The organism is Nocardia carnea NBRC 14403 (assembly GCF_000308515.1).
GTDB lineage: Bacteria > Actinomycetota > Actinomycetes > Mycobacteriales > Mycobacteriaceae > Nocardia > Nocardia carnea.
This window is the reverse complement of the sequence record NZ_BAFV01000117.1, coordinates 36741-60167: the sequence shown is the minus strand read 5'-3', so window position 1 is coordinate 60167 and position 23427 is coordinate 36741. Positions and strand designations below refer to the sequence as shown.

At 67.2% G+C, this 23427-nt stretch carries 31 protein-coding genes; 16 read left to right on the top strand and 15 right to left on the bottom strand.

Features of this window, described 5'->3' with window-relative positions; genetic code table 11:
- Positions 1–852, bottom strand: an 852-nt coding sequence (locus ON22_RS29370) for an aminoglycoside phosphotransferase family protein (protein ID WP_043740875.1), incomplete at its 3' end; no start/stop codon positions are given.
- Positions 853–975: 123 nt separating this feature from the next.
- On the opposite strand from ON22_RS29370, the gene ON22_RS29365 reads away from it, so the two are divergent.
- Both ON22_RS29365 and ON22_RS29360 read left to right on the top strand, forming a co-directional pair.
- Positions 976–1488 carry an O-acetyl-ADP-ribose deacetylase gene (locus ON22_RS29365; protein WP_033247335.1) on the top strand — a complete coding sequence of 171 codons (513 nt, stop codon included), beginning with the start codon at positions 976–978 and terminating at the stop codon, positions 1486–1488.
- A 118-nt stretch (positions 1489–1606) separates the two neighbouring features.
- A complete protein-coding gene (locus tag ON22_RS29360; RefSeq protein ID WP_033247334.1) occupies positions 1607–2407 on the top strand; it encodes an LLM class flavin-dependent oxidoreductase in 801 nt (266 codons plus the stop codon).
- Between the two features lie 132 nt (positions 2408–2539).
- Here ON22_RS29360 and ON22_RS38720 read toward each other — a convergent pair whose 3' ends face one another.
- Positions 2540–2848, bottom strand: coding sequence for a MerR family transcriptional regulator (locus ON22_RS38720; RefSeq protein WP_231508786.1), 309 nt, complete (start codon positions 2846–2848; stop codon positions 2540–2542).
- A gap of 131 nt (positions 2849–2979) precedes the next feature.
- On the opposite strand from ON22_RS38720, the gene ON22_RS29355 reads away from it, so the two are divergent.
- Complete coding sequence (locus tag ON22_RS29355) at positions 2980–3777, top strand: alpha/beta fold hydrolase (protein WP_051158250.1); 798 nt, start codon at positions 2980–2982, stop codon at positions 3775–3777.
- 124 nt (positions 3778–3901) lie between these two features.
- On the opposite strand, the gene arfB is transcribed toward ON22_RS29355, so the two are convergent.
- From arfB to ON22_RS29340, 3 genes are read right to left on the bottom strand one after another with little or no spacing between them, the layout of a single operon-like run.
- Positions 3902–4333: an alternative ribosome rescue aminoacyl-tRNA hydrolase ArfB gene (gene arfB / locus ON22_RS29350; protein ID WP_033247333.1), complete on the bottom strand. Its 432-nt coding sequence runs from the start codon at positions 4331–4333 to the stop codon at positions 3902–3904.
- Positions 4334–4355: 22 nt separating this feature from the next.
- Positions 4356–4553, bottom strand: coding sequence for a tautomerase family protein (locus ON22_RS29345; protein WP_033247332.1), 198 nt, complete (start codon positions 4551–4553; stop codon positions 4356–4358).
- A gap of 50 nt (positions 4554–4603) precedes the next feature.
- On the bottom strand, positions 4604–5362 hold the full coding sequence (locus ON22_RS29340; protein ID WP_033247331.1) for an SDR family oxidoreductase: 759 nt from the start codon (positions 5360–5362) through the stop codon (positions 4604–4606).
- Positions 5363–5449: 87 nt separating this feature from the next.
- On the opposite strand from ON22_RS29340, the gene ON22_RS29335 reads away from it, so the two are divergent.
- Complete coding sequence (locus ON22_RS29335) at positions 5450–6307, top strand: MmyB family transcriptional regulator (RefSeq protein ID WP_033247330.1); 858 nt, start codon at positions 5450–5452, stop codon at positions 6305–6307.
- Between the two features lie 51 nt (positions 6308–6358).
- On the opposite strand, the gene ON22_RS29330 is transcribed toward ON22_RS29335, so the two are convergent.
- On the bottom strand, positions 6359–6955 hold the full coding sequence (locus ON22_RS29330) for a helix-turn-helix domain-containing protein (RefSeq protein WP_033247329.1): 597 nt from the start codon (positions 6953–6955) through the stop codon (positions 6359–6361).
- Between the two features lie 107 nt (positions 6956–7062).
- On the opposite strand from ON22_RS29330, the gene ON22_RS29325 reads away from it, so the two are divergent.
- The gene (locus ON22_RS29325) at positions 7063–8082 is read left to right on the top strand and encodes an alpha/beta fold hydrolase (RefSeq protein WP_033247328.1); all 1020 of its coding nucleotides are present in this window, start codon (positions 7063–7065) and stop codon (positions 8080–8082) included.
- Between the two features lie 230 nt (positions 8083–8312).
- On the opposite strand, the gene ON22_RS29320 is transcribed toward ON22_RS29325, so the two are convergent.
- Positions 8313–8918 (bottom strand): dihydrofolate reductase family protein, encoded by a 606-nt coding sequence (locus ON22_RS29320; RefSeq protein ID WP_033247327.1) that lies wholly within the window; start codon positions 8916–8918, stop codon positions 8313–8315.
- Between the two features lie 171 nt (positions 8919–9089).
- Positions 9090–9671: a TetR/AcrR family transcriptional regulator gene (locus ON22_RS29315; RefSeq protein ID WP_033247326.1), complete on the bottom strand. Its 582-nt coding sequence runs from the start codon at positions 9669–9671 to the stop codon at positions 9090–9092.
- Between the two features lie 106 nt (positions 9672–9777).
- Between ON22_RS29315 and ON22_RS29310 the strand changes: the two genes are divergently transcribed.
- A complete protein-coding gene (locus ON22_RS29310) occupies positions 9778–10521 on the top strand; it encodes an SDR family NAD(P)-dependent oxidoreductase (RefSeq protein WP_033247325.1) in 744 nt (247 codons plus the stop codon).
- A gap of 15 nt (positions 10522–10536) precedes the next feature.
- Here ON22_RS29310 and ON22_RS29305 read toward each other — a convergent pair whose 3' ends face one another.
- From ON22_RS29305 to ON22_RS29285, 5 genes are all read right to left on the bottom strand, one after another.
- Positions 10537–11103, bottom strand: coding sequence for a dihydrofolate reductase family protein (locus tag ON22_RS29305; RefSeq protein ID WP_033247358.1), 567 nt, complete (start codon positions 11101–11103; stop codon positions 10537–10539).
- A 166-nt stretch (positions 11104–11269) separates the two neighbouring features.
- Complete coding sequence (locus ON22_RS29300; protein ID WP_051158251.1) at positions 11270–12367, bottom strand: protein kinase family protein; 1098 nt, start codon at positions 12365–12367, stop codon at positions 11270–11272.
- Between the two features lie 32 nt (positions 12368–12399).
- Positions 12400–12678, bottom strand: coding sequence for a Rossmann-fold NAD(P)-binding domain-containing protein (locus ON22_RS29295; RefSeq protein WP_051158249.1), 279 nt, complete (start codon positions 12676–12678; stop codon positions 12400–12402).
- Positions 12675–13319: a hypothetical protein gene (locus ON22_RS29290; RefSeq protein ID WP_156052457.1), complete on the bottom strand. Its 645-nt coding sequence runs from the start codon at positions 13317–13319 to the stop codon at positions 12675–12677. Before ON22_RS29290 ends, ON22_RS29295 begins: the two co-directional genes overlap by 4 nt.
- 284 nt (positions 13320–13603) lie before the next feature.
- Entirely contained in the window at positions 13604–14218 is a 615-nt protein-coding gene (locus tag ON22_RS29285; protein ID WP_033247323.1) for a TetR/AcrR family transcriptional regulator, read from the bottom strand.
- A 273-nt stretch (positions 14219–14491) separates the two neighbouring features.
- On the opposite strand from ON22_RS29285, the gene ON22_RS29280 reads away from it, so the two are divergent.
- The gene (locus ON22_RS29280) at positions 14492–15115 is read left to right on the top strand and encodes an NADPH-dependent F420 reductase (protein ID WP_033247322.1); all 624 of its coding nucleotides are present in this window, start codon (positions 14492–14494) and stop codon (positions 15113–15115) included.
- A gap of 82 nt (positions 15116–15197) precedes the next feature.
- Here the strand turns inward: ON22_RS29280 and ON22_RS29275 are convergent, their stop codons facing one another.
- Positions 15198–15626, bottom strand: coding sequence for a hypothetical protein (locus tag ON22_RS29275; RefSeq protein ID WP_033247321.1), 429 nt, complete (start codon positions 15624–15626; stop codon positions 15198–15200).
- Positions 15627–15829: 203 nt separating this feature from the next.
- Between ON22_RS29275 and ON22_RS29270 the strand changes: the two genes are divergently transcribed.
- Together ON22_RS29270 and ON22_RS29265 are read left to right on the top strand one after the other, a co-directional pair.
- Positions 15830–16201, top strand: coding sequence for a YciI family protein (locus ON22_RS29270; RefSeq protein ID WP_033247320.1), 372 nt, complete (start codon positions 15830–15832; stop codon positions 16199–16201).
- Positions 16198–17457, top strand: coding sequence for an RNA polymerase sigma factor (locus tag ON22_RS29265; RefSeq protein ID WP_033247319.1), 1260 nt, complete (start codon positions 16198–16200; stop codon positions 17455–17457). Before ON22_RS29270 ends, ON22_RS29265 begins: the two co-directional genes overlap by 4 nt.
- Positions 17458–17522: 65 nt before the next feature.
- Here ON22_RS29265 and ON22_RS38650 read toward each other — a convergent pair whose 3' ends face one another.
- Positions 17523–17588 (bottom strand): multicopper oxidase domain-containing protein, encoded by a 66-nt coding sequence (locus ON22_RS38650; protein ID WP_373280896.1) that lies wholly within the window; start codon positions 17586–17588, stop codon positions 17523–17525.
- 118 nt (positions 17589–17706) lie between these two features.
- On the opposite strand from ON22_RS38650, the gene ON22_RS29255 reads away from it, so the two are divergent.
- From ON22_RS29255 to ON22_RS29225, 7 genes are all read left to right on the top strand, one after another.
- Positions 17707–18024, top strand: coding sequence for a hypothetical protein (locus ON22_RS29255; protein WP_033247317.1), 318 nt, complete (start codon positions 17707–17709; stop codon positions 18022–18024).
- 159 nt (positions 18025–18183) lie between these two features.
- A complete protein-coding gene (locus ON22_RS29250; protein ID WP_033247316.1) occupies positions 18184–18705 on the top strand; it encodes a pyridoxamine 5'-phosphate oxidase family protein in 522 nt (173 codons plus the stop codon).
- 173 nt (positions 18706–18878) lie between these two features.
- Complete coding sequence (locus ON22_RS29245; protein WP_033247315.1) at positions 18879–19367, top strand: FBP domain-containing protein; 489 nt, start codon at positions 18879–18881, stop codon at positions 19365–19367.
- Positions 19368–19412: 45 nt separating this feature from the next.
- Entirely contained in the window at positions 19413–19796 is a 384-nt protein-coding gene (locus tag ON22_RS36985) for a hypothetical protein (RefSeq protein WP_156052456.1), read from the top strand.
- Positions 19793–21406: a tetratricopeptide repeat protein gene (locus ON22_RS29235; RefSeq protein WP_033247313.1), complete on the top strand. Its 1614-nt coding sequence runs from the start codon at positions 19793–19795 to the stop codon at positions 21404–21406. The genes ON22_RS36985 and ON22_RS29235 overlap by 4 nt, the downstream gene beginning before the upstream one ends.
- Positions 21407–21413: 7 nt before the next feature.
- On the top strand, positions 21414–22676 hold the full coding sequence (locus ON22_RS29230) for a CHAT domain-containing protein (RefSeq protein WP_157170451.1): 1263 nt from the start codon (positions 21414–21416) through the stop codon (positions 22674–22676).
- Entirely contained in the window at positions 22673–23419 is a 747-nt protein-coding gene (locus ON22_RS29225) for a phosphotransferase family protein (protein ID WP_231508784.1), read from the top strand. The genes ON22_RS29230 and ON22_RS29225 overlap by 4 nt, the downstream gene beginning before the upstream one ends.
- Positions 23420–23427: the final 8 nt, after the last annotated feature.

Below are 23427 nucleotides of genomic sequence, written 5' to 3'. Positions count from 1 at the left end.
TCCCCAGTGCGGCTTTCCGCCCGGAAGACCCCGATCTCCGTTCTGCCCCATGAGCATCAGGAACAGGCTCTTCATAGCCGCCAGCCCACGGGCCCGCCGGATCGCCGCCTCGTCCGCGTGCGCGTACACGTCGAAGAATCGCGCGTCCGCGCCCGCGGGCAGCAGCACCCATGCTGCGGCGAGATCCCACGCTGGATCACCGGCGAACAGGTCACCGAAGTCGACTATGCCCGAAAGAGTTCCGTCCGAGACAACGACATTCGCGGGATGGAGGTCGCCGTGCACCCACACCGGTGGGCCCTCCCACGCGTCGGCGGCGACGGCATCGTCCCAGAGCGCCCGGACGTCGGAGGCGAGGTCGGCAGGGGCGACGGCTCGGAGGAAGGCCTCGAAGCCGTCAGTGCAGTCCCTGAGATGGGCGCCGCGGTCGGTAGCGATCGGCGCCTCGGCGGGTGCGGGAACGTGGAGTGCCCGCAGGAATGCTGCCAGCGTATCGGCCGCATGGGCGCCGCGGCTGATCGTGGCGTGGTCGAGCGGCTCGCCGGGAACCCACGTCATCACGGTCCAGTGCTTGGGGAAACGCTCGGACGGTTCACCGAATCGCACCGGGGTCGGCACCGGCAGCGGCAGACGCGGGGCCAGCACGGGGAGCCACCGGCGCTCCTTCAGCTGCAAGTCCGGGGTGGGATCCATGCGCTGCATACGTACGGCCAACTCGTCCCCGAGACGCCACATCTGGTTGCCCCAGCCACCTGCCACCTCGCGGATGGTCAGACCGGCGAGGTCGGAGTGCTGCTCCCGCAGCAGGTCGCGGACCAGGTCTGTGGTGATCTCCAGCTCGGTGCCGGTCATGCGAACCCACTGTAGCCGAGCCGGCTGTGGCGGTGTGACGGCGAATTTCGACGACACTTCGGCTCGGTGATCGGTACCGATATGCGATGGCATCGTGGTCGGCCATACCAGCACAATGGACCGATGACGCGAATGGAGGCAGTACGCGGGGATATCACCGAACAGCAGGTCGACGCGGTGGTCAACGCCGCGAATTCCTCGTTGCTCGGTGGCGGGGGCGTCGACGGCGCCATACACCGGAAGGGCGGGCCGGAAATCCTGTCGGAGTGCCGAGACCTGCGCGCCGCGCACCTCGGCAAGGGGCTGCCGGTCGGGCAGGCGGTGGCGACAACCGCAGGACAACTGCCCGCGCGCTGGGTGATCCACACCGTCGGCCCGGTATGGTCGGACACCGAGGACCGCTCGGCGTTGCTCGCCTCCTGCTACCGCGAATCCCTGCGTGTGGCAGCCGAACTGGGCGCCGAGACCGTGGCCTTCCCCGCAATCTCCACCGGCATCTTCGGCTGGCCGATGGACGACGGTGCCCGAATTGCCGTCGAGACGGTGCGTGCCGCCGAAACGACCGTCGAAAACGTACGGTTCGTGCTGTTCGACGAGCGAGCACTCGCGGCCTTTGCCGCAGTACTGGAAACGTAGTCGGCAATACCTGATTCGCAGCGTTCGCGCGGGTGTACCCGAACTGGGCCGCGTCGATGATTTTCGGGCGGCTCAGTCGTCTGTTCCTCTGGACCGACCGGAAGACAGGAGTCCGAACATGACGAGACCGTTCCGATTCGGAGTCGTTGCTCCGCTCACCACCGACGTGCCGACGTGGCGTGACCGCGTGCGCCGCATCGCCGACAGCGGTTACTCGACGCTCCTGGTGCCCGACTTCCCACAGACGCAACCGGCGCCCGGCCCCATGCTGGCCACCGCCGCGGCCCTGACCGACCTGCGCGTCGGCACCTGGGTGTACGCCTCTCCGTTCCGACCGGCGTGGTTGACGGCGTGGGAAGCGCATTCGCTGTCGCTGCTGACCGAGGGCCGTTTCGAGATGGGCATCGGCACGGGCAGACCTGGGATCGAGGACGAACTGCGCGACAGGGGCATGCCCGCGGTACCACCGCCGCACCAACGGTTGGCACAGGTGCGTGCGACGGTCGAAACGTTGCGAGACCTCGACGGCCCCGATCGTCATACGCCCGTGGCCATGGCGGTACTCGGTCCGAAGGCCCAGGCGTTGGCGGCCGAGATCGCGGATACGGTCACCTTCGTGCTGGGTGCTCAGCCTCGGCGCGAAGTCGCACGTATGGCGCGTGAGTTCCGCGCCGACGTCGAGCTCGCGCTGGCCGTGCCGGTGATCGGTGACTCTGTGGCTCCCCATATGGCGCCCCCCGATACCGACCCCGCCGCGCTTCGCGCGGCAGACGCGATGACCGTCCTCCCGAACGATCCGGCAGCCGCGGCCGAGGAAATCGAGCGACGCCGGGAAGAGAGCGGCTTCTCCTACTTCGTCTTCGGCGCCGACTCCGCCGACAGTCTCGCTCCGGTCGTCGCCGAGCTCGCCGGCCGATAGTCATGAGACGAGAGACGACGCGAGGGACATCTGCGTCGACACGATGTTAACCGGATACCGGAATCTCCTGTGCCATCAGTGAATCGATTCCGTAATCCGCGCGCTGATGCCATGATCACCGGCCGAGAAAGTCTATGGAGCGCAACCCTGCATGGTGGTCGAGCCGGATTCCGTGGTGGACAGGTAGCGGGCCAGTATTTCGCGGGTTTCTCGCAGGCAGGTGATGCGGGAGTCGAGGGAGGCCAGTTCGGTGCGGAGCAGGGCGAGCATGTCGGGGTGGGGTTCGAGAGTGGGTGCAGGGCCGTGCGCGCAGGGCAAGATGTCGCGAATAGCCCGGGTGGGTAGGCCGGCGGCCAGGAGAGCACGGATCTGGCGGACGGTATCGGGGGCGGTCGGCGCGTACTCGCGGAAGCCGCCGCCGGTTCGTCGGGCCGTGAGCAGCCCCTGCTCCTAGTAGTAGCGGAGTAGCCGATGGCTCACACCCGTACGCTGCGCCAGTTCACCGATTCGCATCCCCACTCCGCCCGCTACGAGTTGACTCTCACATCGATGTGAGATTTTAGCGTGGGTCCATGACACAGCAGAACACGAGTGAATTCCTGGGGACCGTCTGCGGGAGCGGCCCGGGAGTCCTGCTCGCCCATGGGGCGAGCAGCGATATCGAGGACAGTTTCGGCCCTATCCTGTCGCAGTTGGCCGAGGCGAATACGGTCGTGGCGGCGGACTACCCGGGGTCGGGGCGCACGCCGCGCGCGACAGCGCCGCTGACTCTCGACGGCCTTGCCGACGGCCTGGTGGACGCAGCGCTACAGGCCGGGCAGGAACAGTTCGCCGTGGCGGGATTCTCTACCGGGGCCGCAGTGGCCGTGCGGATCGCGACTCGACACCGTCAACGGGTGACCGGGCTGGCGTTGTCGGCGGGATTCGCTCATCCCAATGCGCGCCTGCGATTGGTCGTCGCCACCTGGCGACGACTGGCCGCTTCCGGAGATACTCGATCGTTGGCGGCATATCTGACCTTGCTCGGCTGGAGTCCCGGCTGGCTCGATGACCGATCGGGCGGTGAGATCGGTGCCATGGTCGACACGATCGGGCCGGCGCTACCTGCCGGAGCCGACGATCAACTCGACCTCCTGACGCGAGTCGACGTGCGGTCGGAGTCGGCGGATATCAGAGTCCCCACCGTAGTGATTGCCGGCGCGCACGATTTGGTCGTATCGGCTTCGCACGCTGCCGAACTAGCGACCGGAATCCCGAACGCCCGGCTCGTCGAACTCGATTCCGGACACGCACTCGCCAGTGAACGACCCGCCGAATGGGCAGAAGTCATCAACGACTTCCTGGTAGCTCAGGTCCCACTGCGACGGTGATGTCGCTACCCCGCACATCCACGGCCACAGGCGCTTCAATGACAGGGTCGCGCCTACTCCGTTGAGACCGTCGCAGCCGGTCGTCGATCGGCATACAGAACCCACCGGCCGACCCGGCAAAGCACTACTGGTCGTCGGGAAACGCACGACGGTTTCGCTTGGTGATCCCGCGCCGCTTCTTCGCGGCGATGCGACGTTCCTTCGCGCCGCGCGAGGGCTTGGTGGCGCGGCGAACGGGCGGCGGGGCGGCAGCGGCGTCACGCAGTAACGAAGCCAGGCGTTCGCGGGCGGCTGCGCGGTTCTGCAACTGTGCCCGGTGCTCCGAAGCGGCGATCGTGAGCACCCCGTCGACCAGGCGGGTGGCCAGCCGATCGAGCATCCGGATGCGCAGCCGTTCCGGCACGGAGAGCGAATTGGTGAGATCGAACGACAGCTCGACCCGGCTGTCGGTGGTGTTGACGTGCTGCCCGCCCGGGCCGGACGAGCGTGAGAAACGCTCGCGCAACTCGGACGCCGGTATCACCAGCGTCCGAGTCACGATCAGGTCTTCTGCCATGATCCGACGCCGTCTTTCCGATTCACGAGTCCACTATGGCCAGGACATTTCCGCCGACTCCCCAGCCGCCGTCGACGACCTCGTCGACAAGGACAACGGTGGTCGCGCGAGCGCGTTCGCCGTAGATCTCGACATACAGCTCGGTGGTGCGTTCCACGATCTTCCGCTTGTCCTCGTCGTCGATGGTGCCGGCGGGGACCTTGAAGTTGGCGAACGGCATAGTGATCTCCTTATGTGGTGTGATTTTCGGTGATGTCGGCGGTTTCGGCGTCAGATCATGCCGCCGTTGGCGCGCAGGATCTGGCCGTTGATCCAGTGCCCCTCGGGACCGGTGAGGAAGGCGACCACGCGGGCGATGTCCTCCGGTGTGCCCAGGCGTTCGAGCGGCGGATTGGCGGCCAGCGTGGTGATCTGTTCCTCGGTCTTCCCGTCGAGGAACATCGCGGTCGCGGTCGGGCCGGGAGCCACGGTGTTGACGGTGATGTCGCGGCCACGCAGTTCCCTGGCCAGGATCAGTGTGACCGCTTCTACGGCGCCTTTGCCGGCGGCATAGGCACCGTAGGTGGGGAACTGGGCACCGACCACGGATGTCGAGAAGCTCACGAACGAGCCGCCGGCACGCAGCCGCCGCGCCGCTTGCTGGGCAACGACGAAGGTGCCGCGGATGTTGACACGGTGGATCGCGTCGAGAACATTCAGATCCAGATCGGCGATGGTGGACAGGGCGAGGCGGCCCGCGGAGTTGACGACGACGTCGACGCCTCCGAACTCGGCCTCGGCGCGGTCGAACAGTGCGGAGACGGCGTACTCGTCGGCGACGTCGGCCCGGACCGCGATTGCGGTGCCACCCGCCGCGGAGATGGCGTCCACGGCTTCCTCGGCAGCGGTGGCGTTGCCCGCGTAGTTGACGACAACGGTGCTGCCGCGGGCCGCGAGCTCGAGCGAGATCGCGCGCCCGATGCCACGGGAACCTCCGGTGACGACGGCAACCTGTCCGGCGTTTCGTGATGCGGTGTCGGTGGATGTCATGTTCTTCACTATCGGCGGAGCGGGCGGTGGGTACGAGGGGATGTCATCCCCTGTGTCGCGGGCCCGAGGTGCCGCAGACTGGATGTCATGAGCAGCGCGAAGTACTCCGAGCTGGGGATGTTCCTGCGGTCCCGGCGCGAGCGCATCCGCCCCGAAGAGGTCGGATTCGTCTCCGGGCCGCGACGGCGCGTGCGCGGACTCCGTCGCGACGAGGTCGCCCAACTCGCCGGTGCGTCGGTGGACTACTACAACGAGCTCGAGCGTGGGGCCGGGTCGCAGCCGTCGGAGCAGATGCTGGCGGCACTGGCGCGCGCCCTGCGGCTGACCGCCGACGAACGTGACCACATCTATCACCTCGCCGAGCGTCCGGTGCCGCGCGACGGAACCGCGAATTCGCACGTCCATCCAGGAATGGTCGACCTGCTCACCCGGCTGGTCGCGACACCTGCCCAGGTGATCACCGACCTGCACGTCACGCTGGTGCAGAACGCCGCGGCCGTCGCGCTACTAGGCGATCAGTCCGGCCTGCAGGGCATGGCGGCGAGCTTTGTCTACCGATGGTTCACCGATCCCAGCGCCCGGCGGCTCTACCCCGAGAGCGACCATGAGCCCCAGTCCCGGGCGTTCGTCGCCGACCTGCGGGCCGCGGCCGGTCGTCGCTCCGCGGCGGATGCCGAGGCAACTTCGCTCATCTCCGAACTGCTGAGCCGCTCCGCCGAATTCGCGGCGTTATGGACGGCTCACGAGGTGGCATTCCGTCGAAACGACCGCAAACGAATCAATCATCCCGCCCTCGGCCTGATCGAAGTCAACTGCCTCAATCTGTTCAGCGAAGACGGCCGACAACGGCTGCTCTGGTTCACCCCGGCCATCGGCACCGACAGCGCGGACAAGCTGGACCTGCTGACCGTGGTCGGCACCCAGGAGTTCACCGACCTCCAGTGAGCGCCCGAGCGGTGCGGTGATGATATCGGCCGGCTGTGCTGCCGAGTCCTATTACGCGTCGTCCGGGGACCGCTGCGAGCCGGGGCGCACATGTGCGCGTGTTCCGTGCGGACCGAACAGGATCAGCAACTCGACCGCACCCCCATCAGCGCTGCCCAGCCAATGCGGTAGGGACGTATCGAATTCGGCCGCCTCACCGGCCGGCAATGTCAGGTCACGGTCGCCCAGAATCAGCCGTAGGCGGCCGTTGAGGACGTACAACCATTCGAAGCCGTCGTGGGTCTGCGGTGTGGGTTCCAGCGGTTGCGGCCGGGCCGGGATCATCATCTTGAATGCCTGTACCCCACCCGGACGCCGGGTGAGCGGGATGTAGACCATTCCGGCTCGCTGGATCGGTTTCAGGTGGATCCGGGGATCGCCGGTGCGTGGGGCGCCGACGAGGTCGTCGAGTGGAACATCGTAGGTACGCGCCAGCGGCAGCAGCAGTTCCAGGCTGGCGCGGCGTTGCCCGCTTTCCAGGCGGGACAGCGTGCTCTCGGATATTCCGGTCTTCTCCGTCAGGTCGGCGAGGGTGATTCCGCGGTCACGGCGCAGCGCGCGTAGCCGCGGCCCCACCACATCGAGTACTTCTTCCGTTTCCCGGTCCATCCGGGCATCTTGCCGGAACCGCAAGACTTCGTGCCAGATACGGGTGTGGCCGGTGAGACTGAACCGGCCCGGCCACAGACGGGTTCACCTCCACAGAACGGATCGCGATGACCACCGCAACCAGGCCACCGGCGCGTCGAGCGCTGCTCATGGCGGCGGCCGCCACGCTCGCCTGCCTGCTCATGATCTGTACGGCGGCATGCGGCGCGCCGAACGCCGCCGAGATTCCCCCATACGCCGCAGCCGCCCACGAAGACCCCGAATTCGACGCCACCTTCCGCCACGAATTCGCCGATATCGACGGCGTCCGCATGCATTACGTGACCGGCGGCAGCGGTACACCGGTGGTACTGATCCACGGTTGGCCGCAGACCTGGTACGGCTGGTGGCCGATCATGCCCGAACTCGCCGAACACCACACCGTTTACGCCGTCGACCTTCCCGGGTTGGGTGACAGCACCGGATCGCCGACCGGCTATGACAAAGCCACCCTCGCCCGGTATATCCACACGTTGATCGCCGAGCAGCTCGGGGTGCGCGACGCACGCGTCGTGGGACACGATTTCGGTGCCGCGGTGGCATTCCAGTACGCCGCCCAGTTCCCGGACGATACCGAGCGACTCGGCTACTTCGATCTCCCACTACCCGGCCCGGCGATCGATGCCGGCACCTACCGGACGATGAGCTGGCATATCGCCTTCCATTCCCAGCGGCGGGTTCCCGAGGCGGTGGTGGGCGACGACGTCCGCGAATATCTTGCCCTGTTCTACCCCCAGGTCGCCTTCGGCGGAACAGCTTTCGGCGGTACGTCGACCCGGTCGCCGTTCACCGATGCCGAGATCGACGAGTACGCCCGGACATACTCCCGCCCCGAGGCGCTGACCGGCGGATTCGAGTTGTACCGCAGCCTCGACCAGGACGTCCGCACTACCGTCGAGGCGGCACCTGTCCGGGTCCCGACTCTGCTGCTGACCGCCCAGGGACAGCTCGATCCGGTCCGCGCCACCGTGGCCCCGCGGATAGCCGATATCGTCCGGGCGATGGACGTACCGAACGCCGGGCATTGGCTCATCGAAGAGAACCCCCGGTTCGTCACGGCGGAACTACTCCGTTTCCTCGACGGCTGAACTCCGGCAGAACGGTCCGGCAGTGACACCAGCAGGCCCGGTAGTCGCCGGTTCGTGATCGCGATCGGACTATTACCGCTGGGAATCGCGGTGACGCCGGCCTGGCCGATTCACGCCTCGATCAGCCGGCCGACCCGAAGCACAGCGTCGTATGCCTCGGTAGGCCGGATCAGGCCCACTACGCAGTCCGGGCCCCGCATGAGCGGTCCGGACCCGCGGACAGGGCGACGTCACGCAGAGGCGGCGAGCGGCGGATGGTCGAGCACGCGAGGCTTGTACTCGACCAGTTGGATGCTGCCGTCGAAGGTGCGGTGCTCGGTCATCTCGAGGGCGACGTCGGGGTAGCCGTCGTAGATGCGTTCTGCGCCCGTGGCCCCGGTGATCACCGGGAACATCACGACCCGGAAGCGGTCGACGAGTCCGGCTCGCAACAGAGACCGGGACAGGCCGAGGCTGCCGATCGTGCTGAGCAGCCCCGATCCACTCGATTTCATGGCGCGGACAATCTCGACGGCGTCGTCGCGGACCAGCGTGGAGTTGGCCCAGGTCAGTGGCTCCTCGAGCGACGAGGAGAAGACCACCTTGGATGCTCGGGTGAGCTCATCGACGGACTCCTCTTCTTCGGGCCTGAACTCGTCTTGACCACTCGGGACCTCCCCCGCGGCAAAGCCCGACATCAGACGGTAGGTGTTCGCTCCCATCAGGTAGGTGACCTCGGGTTGCTCACCGAGCCACGCGAGATATTCCGGCCCCTCGAGGCCCCAGAACCCGGGCCACCCCTCTCCCGATGCGTAGCCGTCGAGGGAGGTGATGAAGTCGACGAGAAGCTCCGACATGGCGGTGTCCTTTCCTACGGGTGTCATGAGCTTCGACCGGCCGGGAGCCACAAACTCATCGGCCGCGCTGTGGGGTGACGGGAACAATCGCCTCGCGCGTACACCTCTCGGAATTGCGTCGCGGAGCACTCCACGTGTGCCCGGCATGCCTTCGCGCCGGCGCCCTGCGGTTCAGCCGACGGGGCGATCGGGCAGGAGTTGGGCCGCGAGCGAGCGTGCGGTGGCGGCGAGCGGGGCCGTGTCCAACCCCGTCCGCCCCATGAATACGAGCCCTTGTTGCGCGGCCAGGAGAGCACGGGCCAGCGCGGTCGGATCCGCCCCGGCCGCCACGTCGCCCTCACGTTGGGCGCGAGCGACGCAGTCGGCGATCAGTGCAGTGGATATCTCGTAGGTGCGGTGGGCGTGGGCGAGGACTTCCGGATCGGCGTGACCGAGTTCGTAGGTGCTGTTGGCCATCAGGCAGCCACGTCGCGCATCGGCCGGGGCTTCGAGGAGCATGCGCAGTGCGCCCAGAGCCCGCGAAGTCTCGGTGAGCATTTTCCGGAGCTCATCGTGGCGCGCGTCGGTGTAGCCGCGCAGCGCCTGGAGGAAGAGCTGATGCTTGTCACCGAACGCTGCGTAGAGGCTGCCTTTGCCGAGCCCGCTGACCTGCATCAGGTCTTCCAGCGAAGTCGCGGCATAACCGGCGTCCCAGAACTGATCACAGACGGCGGTCAGCACCTGCTTTTCATCGAACTGTCGAGGACGTGCCATACGACCCAGAATACGGGTTTTTGACCACACGGTCCAATATGACTATTGTGGACTGCGCGGTCAAAAATTCCGCCGGAGATCAGTCCTACCGGGAAGAAGGAAGTACATGGGAAAGCTGGACAACAAGGTCGCGATCGTGACCGGCGGATCGCGGGGAATGGGGGCGGCATCGGCGCTGGCACTGGCCGACGAAGGAGCCGACGTCGCGATCAGCTATTCGTCTTCGGCGGATCAGGCCGAGGCCGTGGTCGCCGACCTGCAAGCAAAGGGGGTCCGCGCGGCGGCCTTTCAGGCAGACCAGTCGGACGCGGCGCAGGCGTCGGGCCTGATCCACAGCGTGGTCCGGCAGTTCGGAAAGCTGGACATTCTGGTCAACAATGCGGGCGTCACCGTGGGCGGACCGATCGACAGCGAGCCCGACGAATCCGCTTTGGACCGCCAGCTCGCCATCAACTACACCAGCGTGGTGGCCGCGATCCGGGCCGCGATCCCGCTACTGCCCGAGGGCGGGCGGATCGTCAGCATCAGCTCTGGTGTGGGAACACGGGTGGGTTTTCCCGGGATGACCGACTATGCGGCCACCAAATCCGCCCTCGAGGGTTACAGCCGCGGCGCCGCCCGCGATCTGGCCCACCGGGGCATCACGGTCAACATCATCCAGCCCGGTTTCATCGACACCGAGATGAACCCCGCCGACAGCCCGGCCGCGTCCATATTCCTTCCGACAACCGCGATGGGACGCTACGGCACGCCGGAGGAGATCGCCGCAGGCGTCGTCTTCCTCGCCGGCCCGCAGGCCTCCTACGTCACCGGCGCAGTGCTGAGGATCGACGGTGGCTACGGCGCATAGCGCGATCCGGCTGCGTCAATCGCGTTTCGCCTCGTAACGCAACAGGACCGTGCCGCACGGGAAGGTGCGGTTCTCCAGCAGTCGCAGCGATATCCACGACGGCAGTGCCGGGAAGAACGGGGTGCCGCCGCCCACGGCGGTGGGCGCGATCACGAGCCGGTATTCGTCCACCAAGCCGGCCTGCACGATCGGCGCGGCCAGCGTCGCGCCGGCCACCTCCAGCCTGCCGTCGGTTTCGGCTTTCAGCTTCCGCACCACCTCGACCGGGTCGCCGCGTTCCAGGCGGGAGTTCCAGTCGACCGACTCCAAGGTGCGGGAGAACACGACCTTGGGCATATCGCGCCAGACCCGGGCGTAGTCGACGATCATAGGTGTGGCGTCCGGGGCCTTGTCGGCGGTCGGCCAGTACGCGGACATCAGTTCGTAGAGCCGCCGCCCGTAGAACGACAGGGCGGTTTCCCGCGCAAAGTCGTTCCAGTACTGGTGCAGCTCTTCGCTCGGATCGGACCAGTCGATACTGCCTTGTGCGTCGGCGATATACCCGTCCACCGACACATTGAAGCCATAAATGAGTGTGCCCATGGAGATCAGACTGCCCTGGAGGCCGAAAATCATCGCGACGCGACACGAGATATCGTCCGCGGTCGAACCCGCCGATATCGCCTGGGCGCGCGGCCGATTCGCCACCGGCCGATAACTGACAGCTCGACGGAGTATCGATACCGACGCGGGCTCGATTGCGCTACGGCTACTTCGGTCGTCCGGGGCCGCCACAGGGGTGAATCGGCCCAGCGGCCGGGCAGCCCAGCAGACGGCGGATCTCCTTGTCCGGATACAGGGTCCTCCGGCTTGTTTGCTGGAACGCACGCATGAACGCCGATATCGCCGCGGCGATCGGCGCACGCCGGATGAGGACCGCGGCGGCCTCCTCCGGGATACCCTCCGGCGACTGCCCCTCGGCCAGGGCCCGCACCATCGTGGCGCGGTCCTCCTGCTGAACCCCGAACAGGGCAGTGACCAGCCAGTTCACCAGGTAGGCGGAGGTGTACCCGCGGTCGTAGCTCTGGTTCCGGTCGAAGAACGAGGTCTCCTCCGGCGAAAGAGCGAACCCGGAGGAGAGCGCGAGACCGTAATCGCTGAAGTACAGGTGCTGACCGTCGGTGAGGATGTTCTCGAAATGCGCGTCCAGATGCAGCAATCCGCGACTGTTCATGAACGCGATACCGGCGGCCAGTTCCTGCTCCACCATGACGCAAGCCCGGTCTGTGGCCGCGTCCCCCGCCTCGATCCGGTCGTTCAGCCACTCGTGCAGGTTCTGCGGTATGTACTCCAGGAACAGCGCGATGCTCGCCGAAGAGTCCCGGAGTGCCTCGATCCGGTGGCGTACCTGCGATCGCCCGTCCCAGTAGGCGACGGCGCGATCGATATCGGCCAGCTCCTCCGGTAGCGGTGTCGTGTCCGGCAGCACCCGCCAGTGATACATCAGCGGGAAGCCTTCGTATTCGGCGCCGAGCACCCAATTCGTCGCCATGGCGTGCACGGCGAGTTCGCGCCACGCCCCGAAGCCCGCCGTGCCGAGGTGACCGACTCCGTAATGACAGAAGAGGGGCAGGCCGAACACGTTCGCCGTGGACCGGACGTGCTCCGGCTGCCGTTCCAGGTCGGTGAGAGGTACTCGCTTCACGAAGACCGGGTTTCCGGCGATCTCCAGCAGCGCCGACTTCCCTCCGATACCGGCGCCGAGCGGAACGGCCGCGTCGACGAGCTCGCGCAATGCACGGTCACTGTGCCGCGCCAGGTCCGTGGAAACGGCAGCGTGGACGTGCAGGCGCGCAGGGAGCGACATATCCGTGGGGCGCTTTCCACGGTACCGGCCCATCATTGGAAAGCGTCGATATTCTCTTCAGCCCATTGCGCGAAAGTCCTTGCCGCTGAACCGGTCACCCTGGAGACTGTGCCACGCACCTGCAACAGAGCGTCGTTGAGGTCGCCGCCGGTCACGTCCAGGACGGCGTCGGCGGCGTCCTCGCCGAAAACCGCGACCATGCCCGGTCGAGCCTCCGCCCTGGTGATCTCGGTGAATTCGATATCCCGGCCCAGTAGCCCGGCAATGGTTGCAACCTGCTGACGCGCACTGACCGGTGCGGGCCCGGTCAAGGGCTGCCGTTGGTCAGGAGTAGATAGAGGACGCTATCGCCCTTGCGGTGGAAGGCGGTGCAGGAATCACAGCCGCCGCCGTCGAAGTAATAGGCGGGTCCGGACGGAATACCGCTGTCGGAGTAGTAGCCGGAGTCGTGCAGGAAATGGGGCGGGATGGCGGCAAACAACCAGGTAGCAGCGGCAGGACCCCGGCCGTCGAGTAGCTGGGTGCAGAACTCGGCAATGAGCCGATCCGCCGTTCCCGGCTCGATATGGGTGCTGTACGGGCTGAATGCCCCGGTCATCAGCCACCGCAGGTGCCGCTCGAAACCGGCGCGGTCCATGGAGTCGGCGGTGACCGCCGCATCGAGCCGGACCATGAGGGCCGGGTCTCGATCCGGGTCCGGGACATATCGCCGCAGTTCGGGGTCGTAAAAGGACCAGTTTCCCCAGCACCTGGCGGCATCCGCCGTGGCGATCAACTCACCGAAACCGGGGTGGTGAACGAGGGCGGCGACCGCGGCCGCCGTGTCACCCTCCGCGACAGGCACGCCGATATCCGCCACCAGCAGGAAGGTATTGCTGTTGATCGCGGTGTCGATGGCATCCAGCAGCGCTCTCACCGTGGGGAGGGCCGCACGCTCCATCCTCGATCTCACGGGTTCTGCCACCTCCTTCGAAGAGCAACTCACTCGGGCGGTTCCGGCTGTGGCACGACGCAGCCGCTACGCCGCGCCGCGGCCGAGGGAAACCGCGCGCTCGGCAAGGCAACTGCATCCGTCTCCGAGAACCTTGTCGGCCACCTTCCCACCTGGTCGCGATCGGCGTAACTTACGCCGATCGCCGGTGATACGGAGGGCGACCGGTTGCTCCGGAACCGGCTCGGCGTGGCGGCAAGCAGGACAACCGCACCGAACGGGAGGGTCCGCGTTGTCGACGTCGATCACCGACGCGAGGATCGCGTTGTCGTGGGAGCGGTCCGGGTCGAGTCGGGGATGGCATTGTCGACGAGGACGGCAGCGATTGCGGCGGCCGTGGAGAAGGATTCGCTGTTGAGAACCCGGGTACGGGCCGCGGCGCCGTCGAGGAGTAGCGCCAGTTGTTCGCCGAGCTGTTCGGGGGCAGTGGCGCCCGCCTCGCGGGCGGTTTCGGTGAGCCGCACGGCGATAGCGGTCTTGTAGTCGCGCGCGTACTGGGATGCAGGATGTTCGGGATCGTGAAGTTCGACGGCCGCCGCGATATAGGGGCACAGGGGCGTGGACGCGGGTAACTCGAAGGCGGCGAGGAGCCGTTCGCGGGGGGTGAGGTCGGTGCGGTCGAATACGCCGGACATGAGGTCGGGATCGTATCGGCGCAGATACTCGGCGACGAGTTCGTCCTTGCTGGTGAAGTGCTGGTAGGCCGTGCGTTTGGACACCTGGGCCACGGCGCAGAGTTGGTCGATACCAGTGCGGTTGATGCCCTGATCGCGGAACAGCTGCTGGGACGCGCCGAGGATGCGCTCGCGTGCGCCCCGACCGCGGCGCCGCCCCTGGGGGCCCTTCTCCAATTCCGTCATACCTGCAGCATAGCCGTTTGGTACCGATCGGTGTACATAGCTTGTGCTCCGGCCGATCGTCGGTTAGGTTACGTAAACAGCTCGGTGTATATATCAATCGGACTGCCTCGATAACCAACAACTCAACGGAGTGATCATGGGAAAGCTCGATGGCAAGGTCACGGTGATCACCGCCGGCGGCACCACCGCCATCTGAACCACAGCACAAGCACCGGGTTCCGCCCCGCCACAACCCAGTCGCGACACCTCGAAAACAGGAAGAGAGCACACCACATGAGCAGCATCACTCTCATCGGTACAGGGAACATGGCCCGCACCATCGGCACACTCGCGGTAGCGGGCGGCAACACTGTCGAGGTCATGGGACGCAACCGGGCCAAGGCCGATGCCCTGGCCGAAGCCCTGGGCGGCGGCGCGACGACGGGTAGATGGGGCGACGTGCCGGCCGGGGACATCGTCATCACGGCCCTGCTGTACGACGGGGTCGTTCCGGTCGTCGCCGAATACGGAGACACCCTGGCGGGCAAGGTCATCGTCGATATCAGCAACCCTTTCAACACCACATTCGACGGACTCGCCCACAGCGAGGAAACCTCGATCGCACAGAGAGTCGCCGAGGTGGCTCCGGCCGGCACCAGCGTGGTGAAGGCATTCAACACCATCTTCCGCAACGTACTCGAGAAGGGCCGGCCCGACGTCTTCATGGCCGGCGACAATGCGCAGGCCAAGGCGGCCGTGGCGAAATTCGTCGAGAGCCTCGGGCTACGCCCGCTGGATGTCGGTGGCCTGACAATGGCGCACTGGCTGGAAGGAATGGGTCTGGTCACAGTGGGCCTCGCCGGCAACGGAGTCGGCCACTGGGACTTCGCCCTCGGCGCCGACGAATTCACTGCCTGAGCCCGGCGCCGCCTGATGCCGATCACTACCCGGCACAGCCGAGGCAGGCGGTGCCGGGCGGTGATCGGTTCGGGCCGCTGGTTCAGATTCGGGTCATGGTCGAGGCGTATCCGCCCCCGCCGGGATAGACCCATTCGCCGGTGACCGTGGATCCGTCGGCGTCGAAGGTGCCGCGGTAGTAGGCGGGGCTGTCTTTGGCGCCGGCCCAGATGGTGAGGGTGTCACCGACCAGTTCGTAGACGTAGTCGAAGGTGTTGCCGGTCGAGTCGTAGTATCGCGACGCCACATCGGGGCCGGTCGGCTCTCCGAACGGGCGGAGGTTGCCGATCACTTCCATGCCGGTGACAGGTTCGCCGGCCTGGGTGAGTTCGACGTGCTGGAGCAGGAAGAACCGCCCCGGCATCCACTCATAGCGCACGGTTCCTTCCGCGCCTCCGCTGACCTTCCATGTGCCGACGATGCGGTCCAGGGCCTGCAGTTCGGGGGTGGGCTGCTGCTGGGTCTCGTCCATTTTTCGTCCTCCTGTGTGGGTTGTTCGCTGCTACCTCGGCGCAGGCACCCGGTCTTCGACATCAATCGACTGTGATCTACCTCACTCACCTGGCTGTCGAGGTCCGTCCGGCGGTTCCGAGGTAGCAGGGCGCCGCCGCCGGTCTCGGCCGCACGCTCGCACAGCGGATACCGTGACAACAACCCACCACATCGGAGGATCCCGTGAAATACCTGCTTCTCGGCTACACCCCGGCCACCGCGTGGGACGCCGCGACCGCCGACAGCCCTTCGGAGGAAGCGCTGGCCGCGTTCGCCACCTACCAAGAGTTGGAGAAGGAACTGTTCGCCTCCGGTGAGTTGGTCAGCACCGAGGGACTGGGCCACCCGGCCGTCAGCACCACCGTCCGCAAGGCCGCCGACGGCGTGGTCGCCACCGACGGGCCGTTTGCCGAGCTGAAAGAGGTCCTGGCCAGCTTCGCGGTGATCGACGTCGCCGGACACGAACGGGCCGTGCAGATCACCGCCCGCATCGTCGAAGCGCTCGGTGAACCGATCGAGATCCGACCGATCATGGGCGCGGACTTCACCGCATGACCCGCGAGACCGAGGACCTGTTGCGCACTGAAGCGCCGCAGGTACTCGGTGCGCTGATCCGCCGCTTCGGCCGCTTCGACACCGCCGAGGACGCCGTGCAGGAAGCGCTGCTGGCCGCCGCGCGCATATGGCCGGACGAAGGCGTCCCGGACAACCCGCGCAGCTGGCTCATCCGCGTCGCCTATCGGCGAATGGTCGACCTGCTGCGCGCCGACCAGGCCCGCCGCCGCCGGGAGTTGGAGACCGGTGCCGCCGAGCTGGCCATGTCCGAACCCGCACGGGCAACGCAGGCCGGCGGAATCGACGACAGTCTCACCCTGCTCCTGCTGTGCTGCCACCCCGCACTCGGCCACACTTCCCGGGTAGCGCTCACCCTGCGCGCGGTCGGCGGCCTGACCACCGTCGAGATCGCCCACGCCTACGGCACCACCGAAGCCACGATGGGCACCCGGATCAGCCGAGCCAAACAACAACTCGCCAAGGCCGGCGCCCAGTTCACCCTCCCCACCGGCACCGACCGCGACAGCCGGATGGCCGCGGTCCTCCAGGTGCTGTACCTCATTTTCAACGAGGGCTACACCGCTACCGCCGGAGCCGACCTCACCCGCGTCGACCTCACCGGCGAGGCCATCCGGCTGACCAGAATGCTGCATGCCACCGCCCCCGACGACGCGGAAGCAACGGGCTTGCTCGCACTCATGCTGCTCACCGAATCCCGCCGCGCGGCACGCACCGACGGCGGCGAACTGATCCCCCTGGCTCAGCAGGACACCACCCGGTGGAACCGCGAAATGATCGACGAGGGAACCACACTCATCGACGGCATCCGCAACCACGGCCCGGCGGGCCCCTACCAGCTCCAAGCTGCGATCGCTGCAATCCACGCCGCCGCCGAGCCGGGGCACACCGACTGGCCCCAGATCGCCGTGCTCTACCTGTGGCTCGAACGCCTCACCCCCACCCCGCCCGTCCAACTCGCCCGCGTCGTCGCCGTCGCCCACGCCCACGGCCCCGCGCGCGGCCTGGCCCTGCTGGACGACCTCAACCGCCGCCACCACCTCGACCACAATCCCCTCACCCGGCAACGTGAACACGCCGTCCGCGCCCACCTCCTCCAGCAAACCGGCGACCACACCACCGCAGCCGAACTCTTCCGCCGAGCCGCCGAACTCACCGACAACCAAGTCGAACAGCGCTACCTCCACAACAAAGCCGACCGACTGATCGACCTGCCGGGCGGGCCATCGCAGTCGTAGGCCCGGCCGCCGCGCGCTGCGGGGCGTGAGCCGTGGCGCTCCCGGATCGCTGTTTCGCCGGCGAACTATGTCACCAGGAAGTCGGCCATCATCGCCATATCCTCGTGTTCGAGATTGTGGCAGTGCAGCATGAACGGGCCGGGTAGTCGGTGAAGCGGACCGCCGGATGACTGGACCCGCACCGACGATGAGCCCGGCCGCAAGCGGTCCACGTCGATCGGGATCGCTCGGTTCCTCAGGACCCTGCTCATGAAGGACGAAGCCGTACGTAGCTATTTCGAAGCCGAACGCCTGTCGAAGATCGCATGGCGCGGGCATCAGCAGGTTCCCACGCTCCGCGCCGCAGGCGTCGAATCCCGCACCGCTACGGTTCTCCACGTCCACGACACACAGGAATCGATCAATGAGGACCCGGTCCTCGTGCTGACGGTCGAGCTGGACGGACTCCGACCAGAGTTGGTCGCGCTCGTACCTCGGATAGCAGTGCCTCGACCTGGGGAACACGTGGTAGTCGTCGACAGCCCGGATCGCTCCACACTCCTGTATGCGGGGCTGAAGCTGCAGTAGATCACGGTTGCCGGTACTGCGCTGAGCGATGAGTTTCCCGGCAAGCTCACGTCATCCATACGTACGCAGGCAACTTTGCTGTGGGCGCGCGGGCCGGCTGCCGATCATCCGCCCCGGTGACAGTTGGCTGTACGAGCTCGTCGGACCCGAGGAAGTGATATGTCGGACAGTGAACCGGATGTTGTGCTGGGAGCGTTCTCGTCTCCGGACGCACAGGCGACGCCATGGGCGTCGGCAGCGGCGGTCCTCGGGGCGGCGGAGGTGTTCTGGCTTTCCACGGTGCGCCCGGACGGGCGGCCGCATGTGACGCCGTTGCTGGCCGCATGGACTCTGGGGGGTATGTGCTTCACCACGGGGGGCCGGGAACGCAAAGCACTCAACCTCGACAGTAATCCGCATTGTGTGCTGACGACCGGTACAAACGCTTTGACCGGTGTGGACGTCGTCATCGAGGGTGTCGCGTCCGCTGTAGCCGAACACTCCCAGCGTGCGCAGGCCGTTATGGATTTCGAACGGAAGTACGGGACGCATCTGACCGCCCCCGAGGGGAGCTGGTACCAGTTGGGCGAGGCGGTCCTCGCCGGCAACGTCAAGCTGTATCGAATAGCACCGACTGTCGGATTCGCGTTCGGCAAGTTACCGATCTCCAGCCAGACCCGCTACACGTGGCCGAGCCGGTGACGACGTCGGCACACAGCACCGAGCCCACGGTGTCATCGGCGCCGGGCGCGCGGCGAGCACGGTCTCGCGCGGGCGCGCCGCACGCAATCTGCGGAAATAGCGTTGCCGGTGTCCCGGGACGGTCGATAGGGTGTCGCGGTTTGCCCATCCGATCAGAAGGAGACCGACAGCCGATGGAACCTGTCACCGAACGAGAGATCAGAGCGTCGTTCGTCAACTGTTCGAAAGGAGATGCCAAACGTCTGACGGTACCGGCCGATCTGGCGACCCGCCCTTGGGACGATCTCGACTTCCTGGGCTGGACCGATCCGGGCCTACCGGGTCGCGCGTATCTGGTACTGCCCGAAGCAGACGGTCTCGCCGGTATCGCGCTGCGCTATGAGACCGGCGGCCCACGCCGGACCCAGATGTGCACCGTCTGTTCGACCACCCACAGCAACGGTGGAGTCGTATTGATGACCGCCCGCAAAGCGGGTGAATCCGGTCGGCGCGGTAATTCCACCGGCACTTATATGTGCGGTGACCTCTGCTGTTCGCTGTACGCCCGGCGTGTGATGACGCCGACGCTGGGTCGCGCCTACCGCGACGATTACGACCCTGCCGACCGTATCGAGCAGATCCGGCAGAACGTGACCGCGTTCCTCGGCCGGGTCCGCACCTGATCGCCGCCTGACGATGCGTTACGAAAGAAAAGAGGTTGTGGCCATGTGCCGACACTCGAGACCGAACTCGCGGGCGACTCCGGATTCCTGGCCCTGGCAAGTGAATCCGGAGCTGCCCATCTCCTCCCCGGCCGGGACGGACCGGATCTGGTCCGGTCCGTGCCGGCCGGGGAGGAGAAACGCGACCGTCGGCCGCAGCTCCACAATCTCGAGCAGCCGAACCTGTCCGCTGTGGATCTCGACCAGCGCACGGCCATCCTGCCGGTCGAACGCCGCGCCGACCTCGTCGCGCCCGGGACGGTGGAGCGGACATCTGCGCCCTCGTCCCTGGCTAAACTGCGAGGAGTGAGCAGCACCGCGCCGACCTCTCGCCACACCGGAAACCGCGTGACGACTGAGCTCTCTCGACCCGCGACGCGGCTTCCATGAGCGACGACGAGCCGATCGGGCTGCGTGGGCCCGGCGGCCTCGGCCCCCGGTGGGAACATATCGAGCCCCTGTTCACCGAGATGGCCCGCGCGCAGGCCGCAGGGGGTCCGGCGGCCGCCGAGCCTGTGGTCCGGCGGATCTACGAAGCGACGTCGGCCGATGATGTGGACGCGCTGGGTCTCGATATCCGCGCCCGCGCCCTGTCGAACCTCGCCGCGATCGCGGAGGCGAAAGGTGCTCTGGAGGAGGCGGTTTCATTCGCCAACGAAGCCGTCGAACTCTGCCGCACGGTCGAGGTCCGGCTCGGCTCCGCGCGCCGGACCGGGGATGTGCGCATCGGCGCCGTCATCAACCGTGCGCAGACCTACGCGCTGCTCGGGCGCCACGCGGAAGGGATCGCCGACCTCACGGCGGCCGAGGCAGAAATCGATGCGGATGCCCCACCTCTACTGAGCTTCAGCCTGCACAACGCCCTCGGCTTCGCCTATCTCGCCGTAGAGCGCTACGCCGAAGCCGAGGCCGAGTTCCGGATCGCGCGCGATATCGCCCTGGATCACGAGCCCCGGCTCCTCGCGGACGCGTATTCCGGGCTCGCCGCCCTCGCGCACCGCACGGGTGACCGCCGGCTGGCCCGCGAACAGCTGGACCTCGCCCGCGAACTACACACCACCGACGCGGCAGCCGCGGCGCGAGCCGACGAGAACCTGGCCCGCATACTGCTGGAACAAGGCGATGTGGAGGGGGCCGAGGCCCGTTTCGCCGCCGCCGAACTCGGGTACGAGCGGGGCGGGGATCCGCGGGGAGCGGCCGGATGCCGTTACGGACGCGCCGCGGTATTACTGGCGCGGGGAAAACTACTGCCCGCCCGGAAGATCGCGAAGCAGGCGCTGACCGGTTTCACCGAGCAGGGCGATCTGGCCGCCCGGGTCGCCACACATCTGCTTCTCGGCGATATCTACGCACAGGGGATGCGTTTCGCCGACTCCGAGGACCAGTATCTGACCGCCCGCGCGCTCTGCGAGGAACAGGGGACAATGCACGAGGTCGCGCGTATCGATGTGCGCCGCGCCGGCGTCGCGCACGCCGCGGCCGGGGTGGCGGTCCGTCCGTCGGAGAAGCGGCGGCGCCTCGAGGGTGCGCTGAATCTCGCTCTCCCGGCGGCACTCGCCACGGATGCGATGCGGCAGCGGTTCGCGCCCGGACCGGTTCGCGAACGCTGGGTCACGGGCGTCGCCTCGGTGGCGTTGTCGATCGCCTTGCAGGTGATCACATCGCTGCAGCACACCCGATTCGCGGTCGAACTCTTGGAATTCGTCTGCTCCTCGTCCTCGGTCGATATGGGGACCGCGACCACCGGCCGGACAGATCTGCCGGCCCTCGCGCGGCCCGACTCCCCTTTCGGTACCGACTTCACCCTCGTCGCCGAGGGGCGCGCGGACACACTCGGCGACGCCACTGTCGATATCGCCCTGCCCGGTGGCGCGCCGGCACTACCACCCCGCGTGCGCGCGGTACCGGATGGCAATGACGAGTTCCTCGAATGGATTGCCGAGGCCGAGCGCCGCTACCGCCTCGACATCCGTTCCGCCGACCTGATCGATGCGTGGTGACCGCACGATGAGCCGACGCAACCGGAGGCCACCGCCGGTAGACACCCGGGTCGTGCAGGGTCCGCTGAGCGGGCAGCCCTGCGTGCAACTCAAGTTCGTGGACGCCGGTGAGCTGTATCTGACCTGGCGCTGGGAACACGCCCCCGAGCAACCCCGGGCCTGCATGATCCCCCGGGACCAGGTGCAACCGGCGCTCGACGAGCTCGAACTCGCGGTCCCGTCGCCCTGGCCCGGCGAAAATGTGCGGGCAGCGCTGGAACGCGCATTCACCGGCCCGTTCGGGAACCCGGATCGCGAGGCGGAACTGACCGCACGCTTGGCCGGACCGCTCATCCCGTTCCCGCTCGCGGCCGAGCTCAACGAACTACTCGGCCGCGGTATCCGTCCGCATATGCGCATCCAGCCGTCTGCATCCCTCGGCCGGGTCCCGTGGGAAGCGCTGTTCGTCGACGAGGGGCGGCGGATGGTGCACGAGGCGGAGGTATCGGTACTGCAACCTGCCGGGGTGCGGAACTCGCCGGGCCGCATTGTGTCGCCCTACGACCCGGCGGGTGCTGTCGTCACAGTGATCGATCCGCCGGTCCCCGGGCGCGTGCTGGCGCCTGTGCTCCGACCGGAGTGGGCAGATACCCCGGTCTCCGAGGTACTGAGCCGCCTCGGAGACCGCCGCCTCGGAGCCGAGCCCGCGGTCGGCGGCACGATCGACCGCACCGCGTTGCGCACCGTGCTCACCGGGGCATCCCGGCTGCTCTACGTGGGTCACGTATCGAGTGCCCAGTACGGGCTCGATGTGCGTATGCACCTGTCCGATACCGCCGATACCCCCGGCCGCGCCGACCCCATCGGACGCCACCGCCCATTGACCGCGGCCGATATCGCGTTCGGGCACGCGGACGAAGGCCCCTGGCGTATCCCCGCGCGGGTCGCGATGATCGCTTGTGATTCGGGCGGGGATATGCGTTTCGCCGAGCCGACAGCGCTCGTCTCGGTCATGGTGCGCGGCGGAGCCGAATATGTGACCGCCGCCCGCTGGACCCTGCCGACCGATACCGGTTTCGCGCTCGTCGCGGGCACCGGCGTACCCGCGTTCAGCTCCGCCGTGAACGCCGTCGATGCCGGTCACGAAGCAGCCGATCCCGTCGCGGCGCTCGGGGCCTGGCAGCGGGCACAGGCCGAATGCTGGGCGCACAGCGGGTCGCTCGAATACTCGCCACTGGTGTGGGGTGCGTTCTCCACAACTTGGGCTCCGCCGCGGATAATGGCAACGTGACGGAGCGTGGGGTGGAGGTCGTCGTCGCCCATCACGAGCGCGCAACTCTGCGCGTAGGCGATGTGTATCTGAAGATCGACGCCGATCAGGCACGCACCGATATCGAAGTCGATGCGATGGCGCGGGCGCCGATCCCGACGCCGGAGGTCCTGTGGCGCCGACCGCCCGTACTCGCACTCGCCGCCCTACCGGGGACGGCACTCGGCCGCCTCGGCGAACCGTCGACCGCCACCTCGGCGGCTTGGGCGGCGGCCGGCGCCATCGTACGCAGGTTGCACGATGCGCCGTTGCCACCGCGGGTCGGCCGCAGCATCGACGAGTTGGCCACCGAACTCGACACCGAATGCGAGTGGCTCCGCACGAGCGGCATACTCCCCACCGACGTGATTGCACATAACCGCCGGATTGCCGAGGCTGCACTCCGCCCGTGGACACCAGTGTTCACACACGGCGATCTTCAGGCCGCCCACGTGTTGGTCGACCACGACGAGGTCACCGGCGTGCTCGACTGGTCCGAGGCAGCTCGAGGTGACGCGCTGTACGATCTCGCCACCTTGACGCTCGGACACCCGGAGCATCTCGGCGATGTCGTCACCGGTTACGGCACCGACGTGGACCTCGACGTGATCCGCGCATGGTGGTCGTTACGCAGCCTGCGGGGAGTCCGCTGGGTGGTCGAGCACGGCTTCGAGCCGAATTCGCCGGGCTGCGAGGTCGACATCTTGTACGCCCGGGCGATGTGAGTCCGAGG